12 protein-coding genes are annotated in these 20,939 nt (G+C 38.0%); 7 read left to right on the top strand and 5 right to left on the bottom strand.

Annotated elements, in window-relative coordinates; genetic code table 11:
• Window positions 1-121 precede the first annotated feature (121 nt).
• The 5 genes from QE431_RS13680 to QE431_RS13700 all read right to left on the bottom strand — a co-directional run bounded on the left by QE431_RS13680 (window position 122) and on the right by QE431_RS13700 (window position 10,767).
• Window positions 122-2,962 carry an RICIN domain-containing protein gene (locus QE431_RS13680; RefSeq protein ID WP_307296812.1) on the bottom strand — a complete coding sequence of 947 codons (2,841 nt, stop codon included), beginning with the start codon at window positions 2,960-2,962 and terminating at the stop codon, window positions 122-124.
• Window positions 2,963-3,185: 223 nt separating this feature from the next.
• Window positions 3,186-4,640: a cellulase family glycosylhydrolase gene (locus QE431_RS13685; protein WP_307296815.1), complete on the bottom strand. Its 1,455-nt coding sequence runs from the start codon at window positions 4,638-4,640 to the stop codon at window positions 3,186-3,188.
• Between the two features lie 80 nt (window positions 4,641-4,720).
• Entirely contained in the window at window positions 4,721-5,965 is a 1,245-nt protein-coding gene (locus QE431_RS13690) for a glycan-binding surface protein (RefSeq protein ID WP_307296817.1), read from the bottom strand.
• An 8-nt stretch (window positions 5,966-5,973) separates the two neighbouring features.
• On the bottom strand, window positions 5,974-7,572 hold the full coding sequence (locus tag QE431_RS13695) for a RagB/SusD family nutrient uptake outer membrane protein (protein ID WP_307296821.1): 1,599 nt from the start codon (window positions 7,570-7,572) through the stop codon (window positions 5,974-5,976).
• A 3-nt stretch (window positions 7,573-7,575) separates the two neighbouring features.
• Complete coding sequence (locus QE431_RS13700; RefSeq protein WP_307296824.1) at window positions 7,576-10,767, bottom strand: TonB-dependent receptor; 3,192 nt, start codon at window positions 10,765-10,767, stop codon at window positions 7,576-7,578.
• Between the two features lie 404 nt (window positions 10,768-11,171).
• On the opposite strand from QE431_RS13700, the gene QE431_RS13705 reads away from it, so the two are divergent.
• The 7 genes from QE431_RS13705 (at window position 11,172) to QE431_RS13735 (ending at window position 20,926) form a co-directional block, all read left to right on the top strand.
• Entirely contained in the window at window positions 11,172-11,408 is a 237-nt protein-coding gene (locus tag QE431_RS13705) for a hypothetical protein (RefSeq protein WP_307296827.1), read from the top strand.
• A 71-nt stretch (window positions 11,409-11,479) separates the two neighbouring features.
• A complete protein-coding gene (locus QE431_RS13710; protein ID WP_307296829.1) occupies window positions 11,480-11,635 on the top strand; it encodes a hypothetical protein in 156 nt (51 codons plus the stop codon).
• A gap of 479 nt (window positions 11,636-12,114) precedes the next feature.
• On the top strand, window positions 12,115-12,693 hold the full coding sequence (locus QE431_RS13715) for an RNA polymerase sigma factor (protein ID WP_307296832.1): 579 nt from the start codon (window positions 12,115-12,117) through the stop codon (window positions 12,691-12,693).
• A 76-nt stretch (window positions 12,694-12,769) separates the two neighbouring features.
• Entirely contained in the window at window positions 12,770-13,834 is a 1,065-nt protein-coding gene (locus tag QE431_RS13720) for a FecR family protein (RefSeq protein ID WP_307296834.1), read from the top strand.
• 173 nt (window positions 13,835-14,007) lie between these two features.
• A complete protein-coding gene (locus tag QE431_RS13725) occupies window positions 14,008-17,568 on the top strand; it encodes a SusC/RagA family TonB-linked outer membrane protein (protein ID WP_307296837.1) in 3,561 nt (1,186 codons plus the stop codon).
• A gap of 18 nt (window positions 17,569-17,586) precedes the next feature.
• Window positions 17,587-18,942: a RagB/SusD family nutrient uptake outer membrane protein gene (locus QE431_RS13730; RefSeq protein WP_307296840.1), complete on the top strand. Its 1,356-nt coding sequence runs from the start codon at window positions 17,587-17,589 to the stop codon at window positions 18,940-18,942.
• A gap of 10 nt (window positions 18,943-18,952) precedes the next feature.
• On the top strand, window positions 18,953-20,926 hold the full coding sequence (locus tag QE431_RS13735; RefSeq protein ID WP_307296843.1) for a TlpA disulfide reductase family protein: 1,974 nt from the start codon (window positions 18,953-18,955) through the stop codon (window positions 20,924-20,926).
• Window positions 20,927-20,939: the final 13 nt, after the last annotated feature.

The following is a 20,939-nucleotide window of genomic DNA, read 5'->3' on the forward strand; positions in this document are numbered from 1 at the left end:
TTTTATGATAAAAATTATTGGCTTTCTAAGTTACAGCAGAATGTGCTGATACAGGTACATAATCTCTATATGAAAGTCCTAACAGAGGTTATTCTACTGTTAGGACTTCTGTCAATTTAATCTATCTGTTTTTTTTAATCATTTTAAATGATTGGAGAAGATTGCCTCCAGTTCCTTCAACATTTACGATATACAATCCCGACTGAAGTGCGCTTCCCATTGAGAGTTGGCTTGATTCTGAAACCTGCACAGACTCAACATTTTTTCCATTCATATCAAAAATTCTCACACTTATCGGTTCCGTATAATCATTTATTTCAATTTTAAAACTGCTTGTAAATGGATTTGGAGAACAGATTACAGTAAATTTTTGCTCTTGCAAATTTTCTGTATTTGCACTCAGCCTCAAGGTTGTACCTGACACCGCATTTACAGACCATTGCTGGTTATTGCTTGTGCTGAGACTCCATTGGCTTAAATCTGCTCCGTTGGCTGCATTTCCTAAACCATCCAAGTACAATCCGGTCGCTTTGTTTTTAAACTTGAAATAGCCCGAACCAGCATCTTCTCGTATCCATTTCTGCGCTTCACTTCCACTATAGCTCCATTGTCCAGCGATTGATGGATTTGCTGTTCTGCTCATTCCGTCTATATACAATCCAGTCGCTCTGTTTTTAATCATAACTTCGCTGCCGTTATACTCTAGAGCCCATTGCTGAGCACTGCTTCCGCTATAGCTCCATTGCCCTGCGTTACTTCCATTTGTGGTTCTGCTCATTCCGTCTATTAGCAGTCCAGTGCTTCTATTTGAAATGGTGTAATAAGCTGCAGTTTCAGCAAGATCGTCACCATAAACAAGTCCTCTTCCAACGGTGCTCATATATACACGTCCATAGATATTCATATCTCCCATTACGAAGTTTCCGTTTCCTGTGCCTCCATACTCATGTGCATCATCGTTAACGCGAGTCCAATTGCTGCCTTGATCTACAGAACGGAAAACTCCCGTAACTCCGCTTACAGTACCCCAGATATAAATAGTTGGATAAGAAGCGCCAGCCTTTGCTTTACCAATTCCGACTGCAGAAGCATTGCTTACCGCTGTTGAAGGTGCGGTAAAACTAGCTCCGCCATCAACTGACCTTATTAGTCCGCCATAATTCTTAGCAATCCACAAATGCCCAGCGTACCCAGGAACTGTTCTAATTAGGCTAGATCCCCCTGCTCCAACATTCGAAACCGTATTGAAAGAAGCTCCTCCGTCTGTACTTACTTTTAAATCTCCGTTACTTGCGCTGTAGGCATAAAATTTATTGTTTGTAATGGCATCAGATACGGCAACCGTATTGAAATTAATTCCTGTTACGGTTGTCCAGCTAGCTCCATTATTGGTAGAACGATACATAGCGCTGGAAGATTCTGGAACATGTAGAATAGTTGCGCCGTCATATGAAAGTGCCACCGTTCCGCGTGGTCCTGCTAAGTTTGCAGTTGTTTTTATCCAATCAGTTCCTTGATTGTTGGAATAGTACATATACTCTCCAAGTCTTACAATTTTATTGGTATTTCCTGATGCATAGGCCAATCCAGATGTTGTTCCCATTGCAGGCTTATATTGTGGTGCATATACCGAAACATCAGTATGTTTAAATCCGTCATAATCTCCAATGACGCTCATTAAAGGTCCACCTGGAATGCTGATTAAACCTAGTGGAACGCTCTCTTCAAGGCCAATAGCATCAAACTTCCACGAGGTTTTTGATGCATTAAGATCATCACAGGTAAAAATACCGTTTCCAGATATTACGCTGGCCTTATTGGCATTAAACGGATTAAATTTGATGTCCCCAGTCCAGTGAATGGATGCTGAAAATCCTGAAATCCAAGTACAGCCATTGTCTAAGACATTGATTCCCGAATTTCCAACCAAATCTCTCCATGACGCACCGCCATCTGTACTTAAAAAGAAGCGATCTGCATAAATTATATTGCCCTGTGCATTGGTATACTGCGCCATATAAGTATTCATTGATGAGGCAATCAAACGCTGCGAATTGGAAGGGTCAACATCGATTCCGCCAAAAGGCCCCGAAAAGGATGATGGTGTAATATTCGTTAAAGCCCCTGCGCTAGAAAGCTTCCAAATCTGTCCCGAAGAAGGATTCCAAGGCCCTTCCTTATCAGCATAAGTGATTAATAAAGCCCTGTTAGAATCTAACACTGCTCGCTGAGGCATATAATTTACTGTGGCTCCCGAAACGGCATTCCAAGTATTTCCAGCATCTGTACTTTTATAAAGATTGGATGCTCCAGTTCTAGAAACACCAACATAAATAGTCTGAGTGCTGCCTCCAGAAACTGATGCAGAATCAAAGATTACAAAACAGATTCCGTTGTCATTCGCTGTCGTTGTAACAGGAAATGACGATACCTTAGACCAAGTTGAACCGCCATTAGTACTTTTAAACAATCCGTCACGTCTGCTTCCGCAAAAAAGCACATTAGAATTGTTAGGGTCTACCGCCAATCGCTCGCCGTTAGATCTTCCCATACCGTTTCCATGCGCCTTAAATTGTGAGGTTACTATAGTTTCAGTAAAATTGGCCCCTCTGTCGGTTGATTTTAAAATCGCTGTTTTCTGACCATTAAAATAATCGGTTCCCACCAGCATATATACCACATTATTATTCTGAGGGTCAATAGCCAGCGATTCTACTCCCTGATAACCCAGCTGGTCTACACTGGTCCAGTCCAACAAAGGTATCCATCTGTTGCCGGATGAATCCCAACGATAAGCTCCTCCGACATCCGTACGGGCGTATTTTAAATTGGCATCTGTTTTACTTGGAATAATGCCGGTAACAAAACCTGCGCCTCCAATCTGAACATTTTTCCAAACACTCTGGGCTTGGGAAACGAAAACTGATAAAATCAATACACATAATAAGTAAGCTTTTTTCATCTTGATTTGTTTTTTAAAAGTTTAAATTATTATCATCCTTACAATCTATTCTCACCCCGAACCAATGCTTTTAATTCTTAACATTTTAGTACTGATAAGAGCTGCCGCACCAGAAATGCGGCAGTATGCTTCATAATGTAAAAGCAAAAAATTGCTTTTTTTCAGGAATAGCCAATAAATGCCTAATCCTGAAAAAACTTTGAAAGGCGGTTATCTTAAAATTTTAGTTAGCCCCTGCTTTAAGAGCATCTATCGTACGTTGATCTTTTACAGTAAAATTACTCCTGTCTATAGCTGCACCTGTATCCCACCAAAAAGGTTTAATACCACGCGCTAATGCTTCTTTGGTTGTAAAGTTTATCCAATAGTCTACAGAGGCGTTATGCATAGCCAAATCTTTAGGAAGATAAGCAGGATCACTACGTCTGTAAGCGCCATACTCTCCCATTATAACCGGTATTCCTTTATCTATAAATTTGGTTTTCATCTTGTTGTAATCAGCCATTATCTCGTCCTCTTCTCCGTATGTAGCATTACGGTCAGGTTCAATGGTCGAATGATGGCCTTTACCCCAGTAGTAAATCAATTTACCCCAGCTCTCATCTTTATTTCCGATACAAAATTGTGATGGTGTATAGTTATGCACCTCAACCATCAGGCGATTTGGCACCTGATCTGTAGGAAGCGTGTTCATCAGGTCAAATGTCAATCCAGGATTTGTTTGAGGACCTTGAACGATAAGAACGCGGTGACTGTTTCTTCCACCCGTAGAGCGAACAGCTGTAACAAACGTTTGGTGGTACGATGCTAATACTGCCACCTCCTCCGCATTCCTGGCATCTGGTTCGTTAGCGCTGGCAAACATCAGATGCTCGTCAAAATCACGCATTGCGGTAGCGATTTGTTCCCATAATGCTTTTTGTTTAGCATTGACAGCCTCCTGCTTTGCTTTAGTGATGTTTTTTTCCAGCCATCCACCGTCCCAGTGAATATTAAGCATAACATATATGTCGTTATTCACACAATAACCTACGACCTCTTTTACCCTATTGACCCAATTCTGATCAAGATGTGCGGTAGCTTCGTTGTCAAGATGAAAATTCCAAGCGCAAGGTATGCGAATGGCAGAGAAACCTAATTGCTTTACAGCTTTTACATATTCCTCTGTGATTACTGGACTACCCCAACCGGTTTCACCACCCGGTGCTTCAAATGTATTCCCAATGTTCCATCCCAGTTTAAATTTGGCTGCCAATTCAACCGCTGTGCTCATCCCTGCAGCATCATCTGGCTTTGGAGATAAATTATAACCTGGATATAAATTGCCTGTTTGTGTAACTGTAATGCGTCTTGCCTGTCCGTTATCCGCTGTAACAGTCAGCACAGCCGAACGGCTAACTCCGCTGTTGTTAGCAGAGGCCGTAATTGTGGTCTTGTCTGTGCCTTGAGCACCGCTTAATTTACTTAGTTGCAGCCAAGATGAGGCTAAATTTGTTATGCTCCATGTACTGTTTGCTTCAATTGCAATTGGTTCAGATGCGCCTCCCTCAGGCATAAAAGAAACCGATTCTGTCGAAACAGTCAAATACGGCTCTTCATCTGTACCTTTAGAACAGCTAAAAGAAGATCCGCTGATCATAAAAAGCAGCAGCATCTGATATAAGAATTTATGCTTCATTTAAATTGTTTTAGGATTATGATTTGAACTGCGGAACTTCTGCCACTTGCTAATTTCCGCAGTTCAGAATCTTTATTTTACTAATTAGTGCTAGCGTTATCAAGAATCTTTACTACCCTGATATTATCAACTGCTGCTCGGAAATCTCCAGGCGCTGGAGTCGAGGCATCATTAATAATAAAAAAGTTGATGCCGCCTATGCCAGAACCGCCAACCAATTCGGTTAAACTTGCTGCTGAATCGCCTGTTCCTTCTTTATCATCCTTCTTAGTGCGGAACTCTGTTAAAGGAATCGTTACCGTAGTCCATTTACCTTCTGTAGTAACTCCTTTACCTCCTGTAGTTTTCCAAGGTTCATATCTTGCCAAATAGGTCCAGTTATAATCCTTTACAATAAAAATAGAACTGCCTTTCCAAGTTCCAGCAATGTTAATTTCAAATTTTAAGGCAAACTGGCTAAGGTCTAATGTCAAATCGTTAGGCTGAATCCAATGCTGAGCCTGCTCAATATTAATGCATCGTCCGTTCTCCCACCAAGAACCGTTTCCAGCACTTAAAGCTCCTGGATTTAAAATAGCATATACGCCTTTATTTCCTAGGAAATCTGGATCATTATCACTTGTTGAAGTTCCCCAAGACATGCTTCCTATAGTATCAAAATTGCAGATCATGCCTGTAGTTAAATCATTCACATTGAATAAGGTTGTAATTTCACCTGAAGCGGTAGTAATTTTTAAAGGACCGCTGACTGCTGAATCAGGCATTTTAAAAGTAATTGAAGTTCCTTCATCTGAACCTGTAAATTCCTGTACGGACACGCCAGCAAAGATGAGTTCGCTGATCTGAAACAAATTTGTTCCATACACGACCACCTCTTCCCCCGGTTGCGCAATTTCATTTGAAATGTGATCTAGCGCTGGAGGTCCAGCCACAATATCAATATCAAAAATCGCTTTTCCGTCTGGTGTAACAAGCTGAATGGTGTTTAAATCTTTTTCAGCAACAGATGGAAAAGGAATCACTGCCGGCACTTGTACAACTGCATAGTTATCGGCAAACAAACCTCCATTAAAATCGACCGCAATACCATTGAAGGCAATCTTTACTGCATCTTTTAAACGAGATCCCTTTAAGACAACCCACTGCCCAGGAACCAGTTTATTCACCAATGTGTCATTTGGAGCTGCTGCATAATTGCGCACCTCTGTGATAACTGGTCCAGCACCGGAATCTTCATCATTGTTGCAGGACACAAACATTGCCGCCACAAGCATCATACCTGCAAAAAGCAGGCGGGTAAAACTATTGTCTATTATTTTTTTCATAACTGTCATTATTTATAGTATGGAACTGACGGTTCATTTAACTTAGGGTTCACCACAACCTCTGTTGTCGGAAGCTGCAGAGTAAAAGTAGCAGAGGTTGCAGGCGATATCGTTCCAATAGGATCGTTTGGCGTTGCAGTTTTCGAATCCTTGTCATAATCAAACAGTACTCTCTGCTGGTTGCTCAAAAGCGCCACTGCTTTTTGAGGATTATAATACGAGAGTCTTACCAAATCATACCAGTATTGTCCCTCACAGGCAAATTCTACTCTTCTTTCTTTAAGAATAATGTCTTCATTAATTGACGTTAGCGGATCTACTCCTGCGCGCGTTCTTACCTTATTAAAATACAGCAGCGCATCGGCATCGCTTGTTGAAACATCATTTCCAAGCACCGCTTCTGCATACACCAGATATACATCTGCAAGTCTTAAAAGGGCATTATGTTCAATAGATCCCAAGTATGACATCGCAGGCGAATTATTATCGGCTTCATTACCAATAATATGCTTTTTCATTCCCGGAGAGGCTGCCGTATAACCGCCTCCCGCGGCATTAAGCTCAGGATAATGGTCTCCTGGCAGCATAAAACTTGCTTTTCGTCGGATAGAATCCTGCTCTGTATAAGCTAAGTACAAATCGTAACTCACCCCTGGAGCTCCCCATGCACCTCCTTTTTGAGGATTAATGTCATTGCTAGGTGAGTAAGTCAATAATTGGTTTCCGTTCATCCATTCGGTAGTAGCAGACCACTGCAGTGCAAAAAGTGACTCCTGATTGTCGTTAAACTTAGTTTTAAAAAGATCTGCATAACTAGGCAGCAAGCTTAGCCCGCTGTTTGCAATAACATCTTTGGCATAAGTCTTCGCCAGATTTAAAAATTCTTGATTGCGGCTTCCTCCAGTCTGGCCTACACCTGCTCTCGTCAGGTAGACCTTGCTTAGCATCCCTTTAGCTGACCATGATGTAACTCGGCCTGGCTGATCGGTTTTAGGCAGGTTTTCTGCCGCAAAAGTCAAATCCTCGATTACAAATCTGTACACATCCTCTATTTTGTTTTTATTGACTAGAGGCGATTTTATCAGTTTAGTATTATCTTCTATAATAGGCACTTCACCCCAAAGCATTGCCAAGTGATAGTAAGCCATAGCACGCATGAATTTTGCTTCGGCTATAGCTCCATTTTTATCGGTAGCTGAAACTGTTGAAGGTGTTTTTTCATTAATCGCGTTAATAGTCGTATTGCAATGTGCCACTATAATGTAAAGTGCCGCCCAGCCCGTTGTCAATCGTGCATTGGATCCTGAAAGGGTAAAAGTATTGAGCTGTACCAGATCCGAGCCCTGATATTGAAGAATAAGATTACCGCTTAATATGTCTCCTAAAGGCAAGTAAGCTGTATTATTCCATTGCGCCCAAATTTTGCCGCCGTATAATGCCGCTGTGGCTAAACGAAGCTCTTCTTTTGTCTGGTAAAAATTTTCTGTGCTTATCTCTGATTGCGATGGACGATCAAGAAAATCGTCTTGGCACCCAACAAGCACTACTGAAGCCAGCAGGCTTAGAATGATATTTTTATAAATAGCCTTCATAATGTTCTGTTTCATTTTTTAGTTAGTTAATCCCAGATTAAGTCCAAATGTAAAGCTTCGGGATTGCGGATAGAAACCATTGTCAATTCCTGCCTGCAGAGGATTCCATGAACCCACCTCCGGATCCATTCCCGTATAGCTGGTAATTAAAAAAGGATTGTTGACATTCACATACAGCCTAAGCGAGCTTATATGTATTTTTTTCATCATCTCACTTGGAAAAGAATAGCCTAAAGTCATGTTTCTGCATCTTATAAAAGAGCCATTCTCTACATATCGATCAGAAAAACGGTTGTTTCTGTTGCTGTCATTGTTCTTTAATCCGACAATTGAAGTCTCAGGATTGGTTACATACACGTTATTCACGTCTGAATCCGAACCATTAGGATCAATTAAAGCCAATACAGCGTGATCTTTCAAAGACTTCAAATAACCGTTATTGGTAAGAGGATTGTCTCCATTGATTCTCATTCCGTTTACGACCTCGCTTCCCTGGTTGGCTGTAAAGAAAATATTCAGATCAAAACCTTTGTAAGTAAAGGTATTGCCAAGTCCAAACTGAAAATCTGGAACAGGCGATCCTAAAAATGTCTGATCTTTTTCAGTAATCACGCCATCTCCGTTAAGATCCTTAAATTTAAGGTCTCCGTACCACACTCCACCCGAATTAGGAGTAATTGGCAGCACTGTTCCGTCAGTATTGGTTGGCAGTGCATGGTTTTTAAAATCTTCTGCTGTAGCAAATACGCCATCAACTTTATAACCGTAGAATGCTCCTATTGAACCGCCTACTACAGTTCTAGACACAACATCTCCTCCATAATATCCTGGAAGAAAAGCTCCGTCAGTATTTAATTTCATTACTTTATTTTTATTATGAGATAAAGTAAAATCGGTAGTCCATGTAAAATCTCCGTGCTCCATATTTCTTGAACTCAAATGAAGATCTATACCTCTGTTGCGAACCTGTCCAATATTGACATAAGGAGCATTGATGGCTCCTGGAGAATACCCCACAATAGTTCCTGAATACAATGGAAGAGGAATCTGCATCAATAGCCCATCAGTCATACGGTTGTAAACATCGACAGATAAATTAAGCTTCCATCCAAACAAAGCTGCATCAACCCCAATATTTCCGTATTTGGTCTTTTCCCATTCTACTTCAGGATTTGCGATATTGGTAGTCATTTGTGCATTACCAGAAAGCCCTGTTGATACCGATTCTAAGGTTGACAGATAGGCATTGTTTCTAACATTTTGATTGTTGGTAAGCCCATAACCTGTTCTTAACTTCAATTCATTGACTATTTTAGAGCCTTTTAAAAATTTCTCATTGTTTAGTTTCCATGCAAATGCTCCAGAATATGTGGTTACCCAACGGTTATCAGGCGCAAATTTCGAAGAACCGTCAGCACGGATATTTGCCGTAAAGAGATATCTGTCATCATAGATAAAATTCAAACGTCCAAAGTACGATTCTAGTGAGCTGTCTCCTTTCGTGCCTCCATTGGTAGCAGTAGTGATATCTCCGCTTCCGATATTGGTTACATTATTAGAAATGAAATTTCTTCTTCCGGCAGAAACATTTTCAAATTGCGTCAGCTGTGCCTCATGTCCCAAAAGAGCATTAAAATTGTATTTTTTATTGAAGACTTTCGAATAGGTGAAGAAACTTCTAAATGTGGTAAAATAGTCCTGGCTGTAAGCGTAAAAAGCTTCATTGGTCACTTTTTCGGCTAGCCCGAATTTATAGGTCGGGCTAAACCTGTCTTCTGTTTTATACAGAAAATTGCCTGAAACCTCATTACGGAAAGAAAAATCTTTAGTGAAAGCGATGTCTAAATAAAAATTGCCAAAAAACTGATTTCTCTTTGGATTATTTTTATTGATAAGCGCCAATGCGTAAGGATTTACACGCTTTGCAATCCATCCTTCGCTGCTTTCTTCCCCTGCAAAGCTTCCATCGGCATTTCTCACGGGAATATCCGGTGTCTGGCTTAGTGCTTCCTGAATAACATTTGATCCGGTAGAATTCACATTCTCATCAATGTGAGTCAGCTGTAGGCTAGTGCCTAACTTAAGCCAGCTCGTTGTCTTATTATCCAAGTTCAAACGCACTGATGCTCTGGTAAATTCAGATCCCAAAGCTATCCCTTCCTGATTAAAATACGATCCTGAAAGCAGATACTGCGTTTTTTCAGAACCGCCGCTTAAAGTAAGCACATGATTTGTGACAGGAGCTTTACGAAACAATTCTTCTTGCCAGTTGGTGCCCTCACCTAAATAATTCGGATTGGCAAATTCAGGCCTCTCATCAAAACCCCATACTGCTGCCCTCTGATTGATAAATGTGGCATACTCCCTTAAATTCATAGTCGGATACTGCTTGATAAGCTCTTGAAATCCCGTTGAAACCTCATAAGTAATTTTAGCAGCACCTTCCTTGCCTCTCTTTGTCGTAATCACAATTACGCCATTTGTAGCCTGCGAACCATAAATTGCTGTTGCTGAAGCATCTTTCAAGACATCTATCGATTCAATATCTGAAGGGTTTATGGTCGCCAGTGGATTGGTGCCATTGCCGGTGTCAAAACTTTGGCCAATGATAACCCCGTCAATTACATACATTGGCGAACTGCTGCCAAACGAAGACATGCCTCGGATCTGTATGTTTACGCCTCCCCCAGGCTGTCCCGAGGTCTGCTGCACCACCACACCGGCAACTTTTCCCTGAAGCGCCTGGTCAAAAGTAACCGGTTGTGTTTTGCGGAGCTCGTCGCCGCTAATCGAGGATATGGCTCCTGTCAGGTCTTTCCTTTTGGCTTTTCCATACCCGATCACCACTACTTCGTTTAGCGCTTTTGAATCCTCTTTCAATTGGACTGCAATCTGCACGTCTGTAATTTTCACTTCCTGCTTGACAAATCCCAGATAGCTGAATAGAATTGCATCGCCGATTTTCGCAGTGATGGCAAAACCTCCATCGGCATCTGTAACGGCTCTCCGATCAGTTCCTTTAAGCTGTACATTCACCCCAAAAAGAGGCTGCCCATCTGTTTCTGATGTAACAGTACCCTTAATTCTTATTGGATCAGAATTTTGGGCTGACATCAGTCCGGCATAAAATAGCATCGCTATAATAATGCCTGTATTAAAAAGACTGTAACTGCGCTTTTTAATGCATCGCATTCCTTTTTTTTCATTCATAATTTGGTTGGTTAGGTATTAGTTAATAAGCTGGTTTGCCTCTTTGAAAAACTCTTAGAGACAGGGAACAAATTAACAATAAAGACTTGCCAAACTATGGTTCTATTTGTATCAGAAAAAGGGTCAAATTGTAATTATTACTAGACTTATGATAAAAAAAGACAACTATTTATTTCATTAAAATATTTTATATCATAATTTTTTATGATATTATCAACACCTAACACTAAATCAATACTATGTGAGAAAGCAGCTCATGCAGAAGCATTCGTGGTGTTCTCGTTACAAAATCTACGAGAGAATTTAGCAGATACAGCGCCGGTATCTTCAAAAAATAGAAATTTCAAGAAGCTAAACTGTTATTTTAATAATTTATTTATCTTTTTCACTAAGATACTTAGTTTATGAGCAAAGTAAATAGTACTGATTTACTAACACGATTTCAAGCTGCCAGCAGAAAACATTCTGATGCATCTGCATTTATACATGCTGTAATTACCAAAAAAGCAGGACTTTCGGAAGCCGGCCGCATATATTTAGGACTTATTCTTCATAAATCTATAACCGTGGGAGAAATCTCTAAACTTTCGGGTTTAGGCATAGGTGCCGTAACGGGATTAATAGACCGGTTGGAAAAATGAAACTCTAAGAAAGGCAATTCATCAAGGAAGACCTAAGAAAAGTCATCATTGTTCCGAATGTCGAAAATAGTATGAGGCTGCTTAAGCCGTTTTTTGATAAACTGCAGGAGAAAACTATGGCATTGCTTGCCATTTTTTCAGAAGAACAAATAGAAACTATAGAAAGCTATTTTATCAAAGCCACAGCCATAATGGAGGAAACAAAAGATAATTTAAACAAAAAATAATATAGAAGGTCTTACTGCAATTAACTGACCAGAGCTGAAATATGGCTCTGCATCACCACACTTATCTACTTTTTAATCAATGGCGCACAGATTTTCGAAACTCTGGTTTTTGTGCCTAAATGGACCGAATCTGCCCTGAAAATTTTAAGCTTTTACTGGATGGAAAATTACAGGCTGTTAGATACTCTTGTTATTTTAGACACTTTTTGACCTTTAATTGATTTCTCCACTTGACGGAAATCTTGCTGTTGATATAGTATTTGTATAATCTATTGTACTAATGCAAAAATGGATAATTTCACAATTGTGCCATCACATTAGAGAACATCTGAAATGAAATTCACTGAAATATAAAAACATCAAAAAAAAAAAAAAAAAAATCAAATTTAACAAAAAAATCGCTATTATTTTCATCAATTAATACAAAACATTATGAAATATTTTAAAATCTAACTGTATTAGCGATAAAAGTTTTAGATTTGCTGTTAAACACAAGCAATCATATTCCTTCGATGAAGAACACTTCAGAAGATATTTTTTTATGGCAGCAGATTAAAAAAGGTGACATTACCGCCTTTGAAAAGCTGTATGATATCTACGCTGATGTTTTACTTACTTTTGCTTCACAATATACTAATGAAACTTCGATTGCTAAAGATGCTATTCATGATGTTTTTTTAGACATTTATAAATACCGCACTGGACTTGCTCAAAATGTAAATGTAAAATCGTATTTGTTTAAAATCACACAGCGTAATGTTTTAAAAAAGCACAAAGCTTCTAAAAAAATATTTTCTATCACCTCTGATTATGATTCAGTTATTTTAAAAGAACTCTCTTTTGAAGATACTTTAATTGAAGAAGAAAGTAATACTGCTCTTAATTCAAAATTAGCATTTGCGATGCAGGAACTAACCGAAAAGCAGCGCAAAGCTTTATTCTACAGATTTAATGAAGACAAACCTTACGAGGAAATTGCTTCTATTTTAGACATTTCCATAGAGTCCTGTAGAACACTGATTTACAGATGCTTGAAAGAACTTCGAAAAAAACTTTAAAAAAAGGTTATTTTTTTTGTCTATGTTTTAAAAGAGTTGTTCTCTTAGTAAATATATACCCCATAAAAACATCGCCTTGCAAATTAATTTTAACAAAATATCGAACGATGAAAAAGATTCTTTAAAGAATCAAATTCGTCTTGGACTAATCGAACTAGCCGAAGAAGAATCTAAGCGCAGGAAGAAAAAAAGACTTCTCGCCTATTCTGTCGCTGCAAGTGTTGCTTTATTAGTCTCTCTATCTGTATTTATCAATCGGAATAATACTGTAGGCAGTAAACCGCAAACAGCATTAGAGCAATTTGCCGCAAGTAATACTTCGACTGATTCTAATATTGATTTAGAAGAAATCTCGCTTGTTTTACAAGACAAACAAACTATCGCGGTGCAAGATAGTGCGGTTATCAGTTATGGTAAAAATGGAAAAAAAGTTACGGTTGGAAAACAAGCTATAAACACAAATTCAAGCGTGGCTGCCTTTAATACTGTGCGTGTTCCTTATGGAAAAAGAACACAGATTGTATTAACAGACGGAACAAGAGTATGGCTGAATTCTGGCTCTTCCCTGATCTATCCGACTCAATTTGACGGGTCTATCCGTGAAGTTTATTTAACAGGAGAAGCCGCTTTTGCCGTAGCGCATGATAAAACCAAACCTTTCTTTGTAAAAACAAAAGAATGTAATGTACGCGTACTTGGAACTGTATTTAATGTAAGTTCTTATCCTGAAGATAAAAACGTTCAAACTGCTTTATTAGAGGGAAAAGTAAGAATTACTTATGCTAAAAAAGGAATTTTAAGCAATCAGGAAATTCAGGAAGATTTAACTCCAGGAATGATTGCAACGATCAATAAAGATAAAAAACAGCTTAAAGTAGAAAGAAAAGATGTTGCCTCTATATTGTCGTGGAGAGAAGGTTATTTTACCTTCAAAAGCCAGTCATTAGGAACTATTTTAAACAAGCTCTCAAAATATTATAAAATTGAATTTATTAAAGGTTCAAACTTGAATTTAGAAACCAGCTACTCAGGATCTTTTGCCTTAAATGAAAACCTGAATTCGCTGGCCGCTGCTTTGTCCAGTATTACCAATAACAACTGCACTGTAAACGCAAACCAGAGAACTATTACAATTAAATAAAAAAATCAATTCTAAAAACCACCAAAGCCTATGATAAAAGACCAAAAGTAAACATATCAACCCTTATTTGTAAAAACTAACCAAAAAAAAACCAAAAGATGTTGGCGCATCTTTTGGCAGTTGTAGAACAGTAGTCAACGTGAGTTGACTGCATCTTAATCCAAAACAAAATTATGAATAAAAAACATAATTCAGAAAAATTATTTTCTGAACGATACCACTATTACCTATATCTGCTGCTTATGAGATCTCTTACTGCATTTATCTGGATAAGTATGTGTAGTTTATATGCGAACCCTTCTTCAGGGCAAAATAAAATACATGTTCGTTTCAAGAACGCACCGCTCACGGAGGTATTTTCTACTTTAGAAAAACAGGCGAACTATGTCTTTTTCTATAATGATGATGTACTTAATTCTGCCACTACAATTACATTGGACAAAGAGGCAACTTTAGAGGAAATTTTAAACAATGCTTTCAAAAACAATAATCTTACTTATGATATTATCGATAAACAAGTTATTGTAAAGAGAGCTAAAAAAAGACCCGAACAGCTGGAGTATGAATTAACAGGGAAAGTGACCGATAAAAAAGGCGCGCCGCTTATTGGAGTAAATGTTGTCTTGAAAGGAAAACAAACTTGGGACATTACCAGAAAAGAAGGTGATTATCGCATGAGAGTCGCTCCAAATGATACTATCGTTTTTAGTTCGTTGGGTTTTAAAACGGTAACCATTCCAGTAAATAATAAGAGAGTAATAGATGCCGTGCTTGCTGCAGATGTAATGGAACTTCACAGTGTAGAGATTACCGTTTCTAACGGATATACCGAAATTCCAAAAGAAAGAGTAACCGGATCTATCGGGTTAATAACTGCTAAAGAATTGGCAGAAGTGCCTACAGTAGATATTCAATCAAGGCTGGAAGGAAAAATTGCCGGTGTAAATGTAGATCCAAGAACAGGTACTATCAGCGTGAGAGGAACTAATAATTATGGAGGAACAGGACAGCCGTTAATCGTAATTGATGGTTTTCCGCAATCGAGAGAAGATTTTGCTTTCTCTAAAAGAGGTGTTCCGGGATCTTCTATTTTAAGTTATCTTAATCCAGATGATGTAGAAAGCATTTCGGTTTTAAAAGACGCTGCTGCGAGTTCGATCTGGGGTTCTGCGGCCGCCAACGGTGTCATTGTAATTACAACCAAAAAAGGCAGAAAAGGGGAACCAGTTATAAATTTTAACACCACTACAACGGTAGGTGAAAAAATTGATTTGGGAAAACTGCGTGTCATGAATTCAGCTCAATATATTGATTATGAAAAAGATCTTGTTAACGGCGGTTTCGCTGCTGATAATATTTCGAACTGGCAGGCTCTTAATCCAAGCGCAGCGCAGGAAATAATGTTTAGACAAAAAAGAGGCGAAATTTCTTTATCTCAAAGAGATCTTCTGCTAAACCAGTTAGGACAAAATAATAATTTGGATCAGATAGACAGATACTTATTAAGAAATTCATTTACCACCCAGTATGATTTATCTATAAATGGCGGAAACGAAAAAAGCACCTACTATTTGTCTTTAGGTTATAATAAAGACAATGCGGCAATGCAGGGAAATGATTCTAAATCGTATAATATCACATTAAACAACTCCTTTCAGCTTAAAAGTTTCTTAAAACTGAATACGGGAATCAATTACGTTCCAACAACATACCAAACCAATACTGTTGCAAATGAAGCCTTATCAAATGTATCTGCTACAGCTTTACGTCCGTACGATATGATTGCCGATGAAAATGGAAATGGAATTGATCGTTATTTTCTTTTTAGACCAGAAGTTTCACAAGGATTTGAGGCAAAAGGATATTTACCATGGTCTTACAATTATTTAGATGAACTGAATTATTCTAATGTAATAACAAAAGGAGCTAATTTAAGATTAAATGCAAGTTTAACAGCTACAGTTACAAATTGGTTAAATTTTGAAGCATCGGGAATGTATACTTCTATCACAAATAAAACCAAATCTTTAAGTGAGTTGGATAGCTATTATACCCGAAACATGATCAATCAGGCGACATCTGTTAATTCCGCTGGAAAGTTAGTGTATGGTATACCTCTTGGATCTTATTTATCTAATACGAATACTAGCAACGACACTCAGAGCATGCGTTTTCAGATGAATATCAATAAGAATTTTAACGAAGATAACAGTTTACACTTTTTAGCAGGTACAGAAATCAGAGAAGAACGCAGAGAAGGTTCCAGCCAAAGATACTATGGTTATAATACTGACACAAACTCGGGACAAGCTGTAAATCCTACGGTTTATTATAATACTGTTTACGGATGGCAAAGTATTATTGGGACTGCTGATACTAGTGTTAATAAATCAAGAAACCGCTATTTATCGTACTATGGATTAGGCTCGTATGATTTTATGAACCGTTACCATATTTCAGGAAGTGTTCGTTTTGATGACACCAATCTATTAGGGGCTTCTAAAAAAAATAGAGCTGTCCCGCTATGGTCTGCAGGAGCAAAATGGGATATTAATAAAGAGTTTTTTTTAAGAGATGTTAGCTGGCTGAGCACTTTAGCATTTAGAGCTACTTACGGTAAAGCAGCAATCTCTCCTGCCGGTGGTTTTGGAAGCCAAAGTCCTGTAATCAGTATTGGATCTGTCGATTTTAATACGCAATTGCCTATTGGATCTATCAGTGTCCCTGAAAATCCAGAAATTAGATGGGAAACAACGACAACAACAAATTACGGTATAGATTATGGTTTTTTCAACAATCGTTTACGAGGAAGTGTCGATTTATACTATAAAAAAACAAATGATATTCTAGTGAATCTGCCATTTAATCCAACTTACGGCTGGCCATTTGTAAATTATAATGCAGGTACTTTAAAAGGACATGGAATAGATTTTACTATTTCAGGAGCTATTGTAAATGCTGAATTTAAATGGAACAGTACTGTAAATCTTGGTTACAATACAAATGAAGTTACAGACTCTCGTTTTAAAGCGACCACTACTAACCAATATCTATCTGGTGTAACAACAGAAGGTAAAAAAATCGGATATGTATATGCCTATGACTGGGCAGGATTGGACAGCAGCGGACAATCTACCATACGCAAAAAAGACGGTACAATTCTAAATGCAACTCAGGGAATTGGAGCAGTAGATAAAGACGATCTAAAATATATGGGAACTACATTTGCTCCATATTCTGGAGGTTTCATGAATGATTTCTCCTTTAAAAACTTCAGATTAGGAGTGCAGATCACCTATTATGGAGGACACGTGTTTAGAAATACAGTTTTACAAAATTACCCTTCTTACACAGGAGTGCAAAACGGAGCTGTTGCAAAAGATGCACTTGTTGCAGATCGCTGGAGACAAGCCGGAGATGAAGCGAATACAAATGTTCCTGGTCTGGCAAACATCAGTTTTAATAGTTTAAACCGTTACCAAATGGCAGACATTAATGTACTTCCTGCAGATAACATTCGACTACAGCAGGTTGCACTAGGTTATAATGTACCAAGCCAATGGTTAGAAAAAACTTTTATAAAATCATTGAGTTTTAATTTCGCAGCAAGAAATTTAGGATTGTTATGGGTTAAAAACGATTTAGGAATTGACCCTCAGTATTTGTCAAACAACAACTACAATACACTTCCTCCACAGCGTACCTACACTTTACAATTTAACTGCGGTTTTTAATTTTAAAAAAACAGATTTATGAAATTTCTTAAATTCACACTATATATTCTGCCTGCACTTCTGCTAAACTCTTGTAGAGATTATGTTGAAGTAGAGCAAGTTGGAAACAACAGAATTTTAAAATATACTTCAGATTACAGAGCCATTGCTAATGCCTACACCGACATTAGCGGTTCTGGAGGAATTTATTTGCTGGCCAATGCCGATGTAGAATTTCCTGCGACCTATCAAAATGGCGTAAGTACAATTTGGGCAAACAGTTATACCTGGCAGGACAAAATCTACGATCCTTCTCAGGGAGATTCAGATTACATTGGGTTATACAAAGCCGTTTATTACAGTAACGTTCTTTTGGACGGCGTTATGGGCAGTGAAAAAGGAACAGATGCCGAGAAAAAAGAAATCTATGCCGAAGCCTTTGTTCATAGAGCATTTGCGTACCTTCAGTTAGTAAATACTTACGGTCCTCAGTTTGATCCAGCTTCTGCTAATTCAGAAAAAGCGGTTCCGTTATTATTAAAACCAGAACTGTTTTCATCATTGGACAGAAGTACAGTGGGACAGATTTACGATCAGATTATTTCTGATTTAAAGAGTGCTTTGGCAAATGATATCCAGGATACACCTCCTTTTAATGTGCTTCCATCCAAAAAAGCAGTTTATGCATTATTGGCAAGAACGTATCTTTATATGGGCCAATATCAATTGAGTCTCGAAAATGCTGAGAAGGCCTTACAAATGCAAAATGGATTAATTGATTTAAAAACATTTGCAACGGGTTACAGTTATCCCGTTTTAATTCAGAACCCTGAGGTTATATTTTCAAAAACTTTGCTGTTAACGTATAACAGAGCACCTCTTTCTAATGATTTGCTAAGTAGTTTTGGAACCACCGATTTGCGTTATGATTACTATACAATAGCTGGTAACGTTTCTATTTCTCCAACTTACACTGGAAGAGGTTTTGGAATTGCCACCTACAGCAATACAAACGGAATTAACGTGGGAGTTTCGGTTCCCGAAATGTATTTAATCGCCGCTGAATGTTATGCCAGAGCAGGACAAACTCAAAAAGCCGTGGATTATCTTAATATTCTTAGAGCAAAAAGATTCAGAGCCAATGCAGCTTATCAGGTAAGTGCTGCAACAAGTACTGAAGCTTTAAATCTTGTTCTAACAGAAAGACAAAAAGAATTTATAGGAAGAGGTTTCCGCTGGTTCGATCAGCGAAGATTAAATCTTGATCCGGCTTTTCAGAAAACATACACACGAATTTTTAAAGGAAATACCTTTACCCTTGCTCCTAACAGCGATGGATATGTATTCCCAATCAATCAAAATTACATCGATTTAAACCCCGAACTGGGCAAATAAATTCATTACAATGTTAAAAAAATTAAATATCAAGCTTTTGGTATTGGCGTTTTGCGCCCTTACCATAAAAGTTTCGGCTCAAGAAGTTACATCCAGATTACAAGGAATGGCAGACATTCCTATTTCTGGAACGACTATAAATATGACGTATGATCCAAAAGGCGGTCCATTAGAAAACATAAAAGAAATCAAAGGTTACGCTTATGTTTTTAATGATTACAGATGGGAAATTGAAGATCTTAAAATGAAAAAAAATGGCGCTGTTTACAGCGCCGATTTTACAGTTCCAAAAAACTGTGCTTTTATGGCTTTCAAATTTTATGGTAATACCGAAAATGGATTAGTTACAGACACCAATCAGGACAAAGGGTATATGCTGGTAGCTTTTAAAGAGCCAAAAGTAAAAATGCCCGGAGCCGATTTGGCTTGGGCAACTTTTAGAAACAAAAACTTCAACGGAGAGTTTAACGGATATTTCAAAGATTTTTCTATTGATGGAGATGCGACCGAATATTGGTTAAAAAAAGAAGTGCAAGACCATCCAGACCGATTTCCTGAATTTTTTGATACCTACATCAAAATCCTGAAAAAACAAAAACCAGAAAAATTTGAGGAGATTGCGCCTAAAGTTTTAACGCAATTCTCAAAAAACACAAAAGGAATGCCTGAAGAAGTTTTTGTGAAACTCCGCAATATTTATCTGTTTGATTTAAAAGATCAGAAAAAAGCAGATTCTTTAGAAACAGTTATTGAAAAGCAATTTCCAAATGGGGCTTATTTAAGATTTAATGCCTATCAAAAAATCAATAAAATTGCTGATGCAGCTGAGAAGTACAAAGCGGCTAATCAATTTTTAACTGATTTTCCATACAGTAAAGAAGTGCCCGCATCACAAAATTATCTGTATGACAATATTGTAAAAATAAAATTTAGCTATTATTTCGAAACTAAAGATTACAAAAGTATTCTGGCTCTGATTCCAACAATGAATTTTGCCTCAATCAATGATGGTTACCACCAGTATATTTCAAAAGCTTTATATCTAAAATCGGTAGATCCGGCAGTAATCGAAACAATGGCTGTGCCTATGATAAAAGAAATGAAGGCAAAAGTAAATGACCTGTCTTATATGCAGGGAATTTACTGGTCTCCAAATCAGGCAACAGAAAATGCTAAAAATCAATTGAACAATGAATTAGTCATTCAGATTCGTATGTTCGATATGCTGAAAAAATATCCAGAAGTTCTGGAAACTTTTGATGCGCTTCCATTAGAAAAACGTTACGAAAAAGCAAGCATTAACGACATACACGTAAGAGCTTTAGAATCCTTAAACAAACCTATTATCGAGGTATTGAAAAATGCAGCAAGAAGAAATACTTTATCAGAAGGAATGACGGCTAAATTGAAAGAAGCGTATTTAAAAGAAGGCAAAAAAGAAAGTGATTTTCCTGCCTATTTAGAGCAGCTGAAAAAAGAAAACAAGTCTGAAGAAAAAATCGCTTTAATCGATATCGCCGCTCCGGCCATTAAAGTTCAGGGAACCGATGGAAAAACAAAGCAATTGGATTTAAACAGCGGTAAAATTATCGTAATCGATTTTTGGGCAACTTGGTGCGGACCTTGTAAAAAGGCTTTTCCCGCGATGCAGCAATTGGTTACCAGCTTCAAAGAAGACCAACAAGTTGAAGTGTACTTCATCAGCACGCAGGAAAATCATGAAGGTTACAAAAAAGCAGCTGTTGCCTATCTAAAAGAGAAAGGGCTGAAAATAGACACATATTTTGATTTAGCTAAAAAAGGCGGTTCTACAAACAATGAATCTTTCTCAAAGTATGCAGCAATTTTCAAATCCAGCGGTATACCGAGAAAAGTAGTAATCAAAAATGGAAAAATTCGTTTTACTTCTGAAGGTTATTCTGGAAATCCAGGACAATTGGTTGATGAACTTACAGGCGTTATCAACGCTTTAAAGAACGAATAATTCGCTTTCTGAA

The sequence above is a fragment of the Flavobacterium sp. SORGH_AS_0622 genome (assembly GCF_030818825.1).
Taxonomy (GTDB): Bacteria; Bacteroidota; Bacteroidia; order Flavobacteriales; family Flavobacteriaceae; genus Flavobacterium.

What these genes read in the sequence shown, in the direction of transcription:
- QE431_RS13695 (WP_307296821.1), bottom strand. Translation starts at nt 7,572, where the DNA reads ATGAAACAGAACATTATGAAGGCTATTTATAAAAATATCATTCTAAGC.
- QE431_RS13710 (WP_307296829.1), top strand. Translation starts at nt 11,480, where the DNA reads ATGAGGCTGCTTAAGCCGTTTTTTGATAAACTGCAGGAGAAAACTATG.
- QE431_RS13685 (WP_307296815.1), bottom strand. Translation starts at nt 4,640, where the DNA reads ATGAAGCATAAATTCTTATATCAGATGCTGCTGCTTTTTATGATCAGC.
- QE431_RS13730 (WP_307296840.1), top strand. Translation starts at nt 17,587, where the DNA reads ATGAAATTTCTTAAATTCACACTATATATTCTGCCTGCACTTCTGCTA.
- QE431_RS13680 (WP_307296812.1), bottom strand. Translation starts at nt 2,962, where the DNA reads ATGAAAAAAGCTTACTTATTATGTGTATTGATTTTATCAGTTTTCGTT.
- QE431_RS13690 (WP_307296817.1), bottom strand. Translation starts at nt 5,965, where the DNA reads ATGAAAAAAATAATAGACAATAGTTTTACCCGCCTGCTTTTTGCAGGT.
- QE431_RS13735 (WP_307296843.1), top strand. Translation starts at nt 18,953, where the DNA reads ATGTTAAAAAAATTAAATATCAAGCTTTTGGTATTGGCGTTTTGCGCC.
- QE431_RS13705 (WP_307296827.1), top strand. Translation starts at nt 11,172, where the DNA reads ATGAGCAAAGTAAATAGTACTGATTTACTAACACGATTTCAAGCTGCC.
- QE431_RS13700 (WP_307296824.1), bottom strand. Translation starts at nt 10,767, where the DNA reads ATGAATGAAAAAAAAGGAATGCGATGCATTAAAAAGCGCAGTTACAGT.
- QE431_RS13725 (WP_307296837.1), top strand. Translation starts at nt 14,008, where the DNA reads ATGAATAAAAAACATAATTCAGAAAAATTATTTTCTGAACGATACCAC.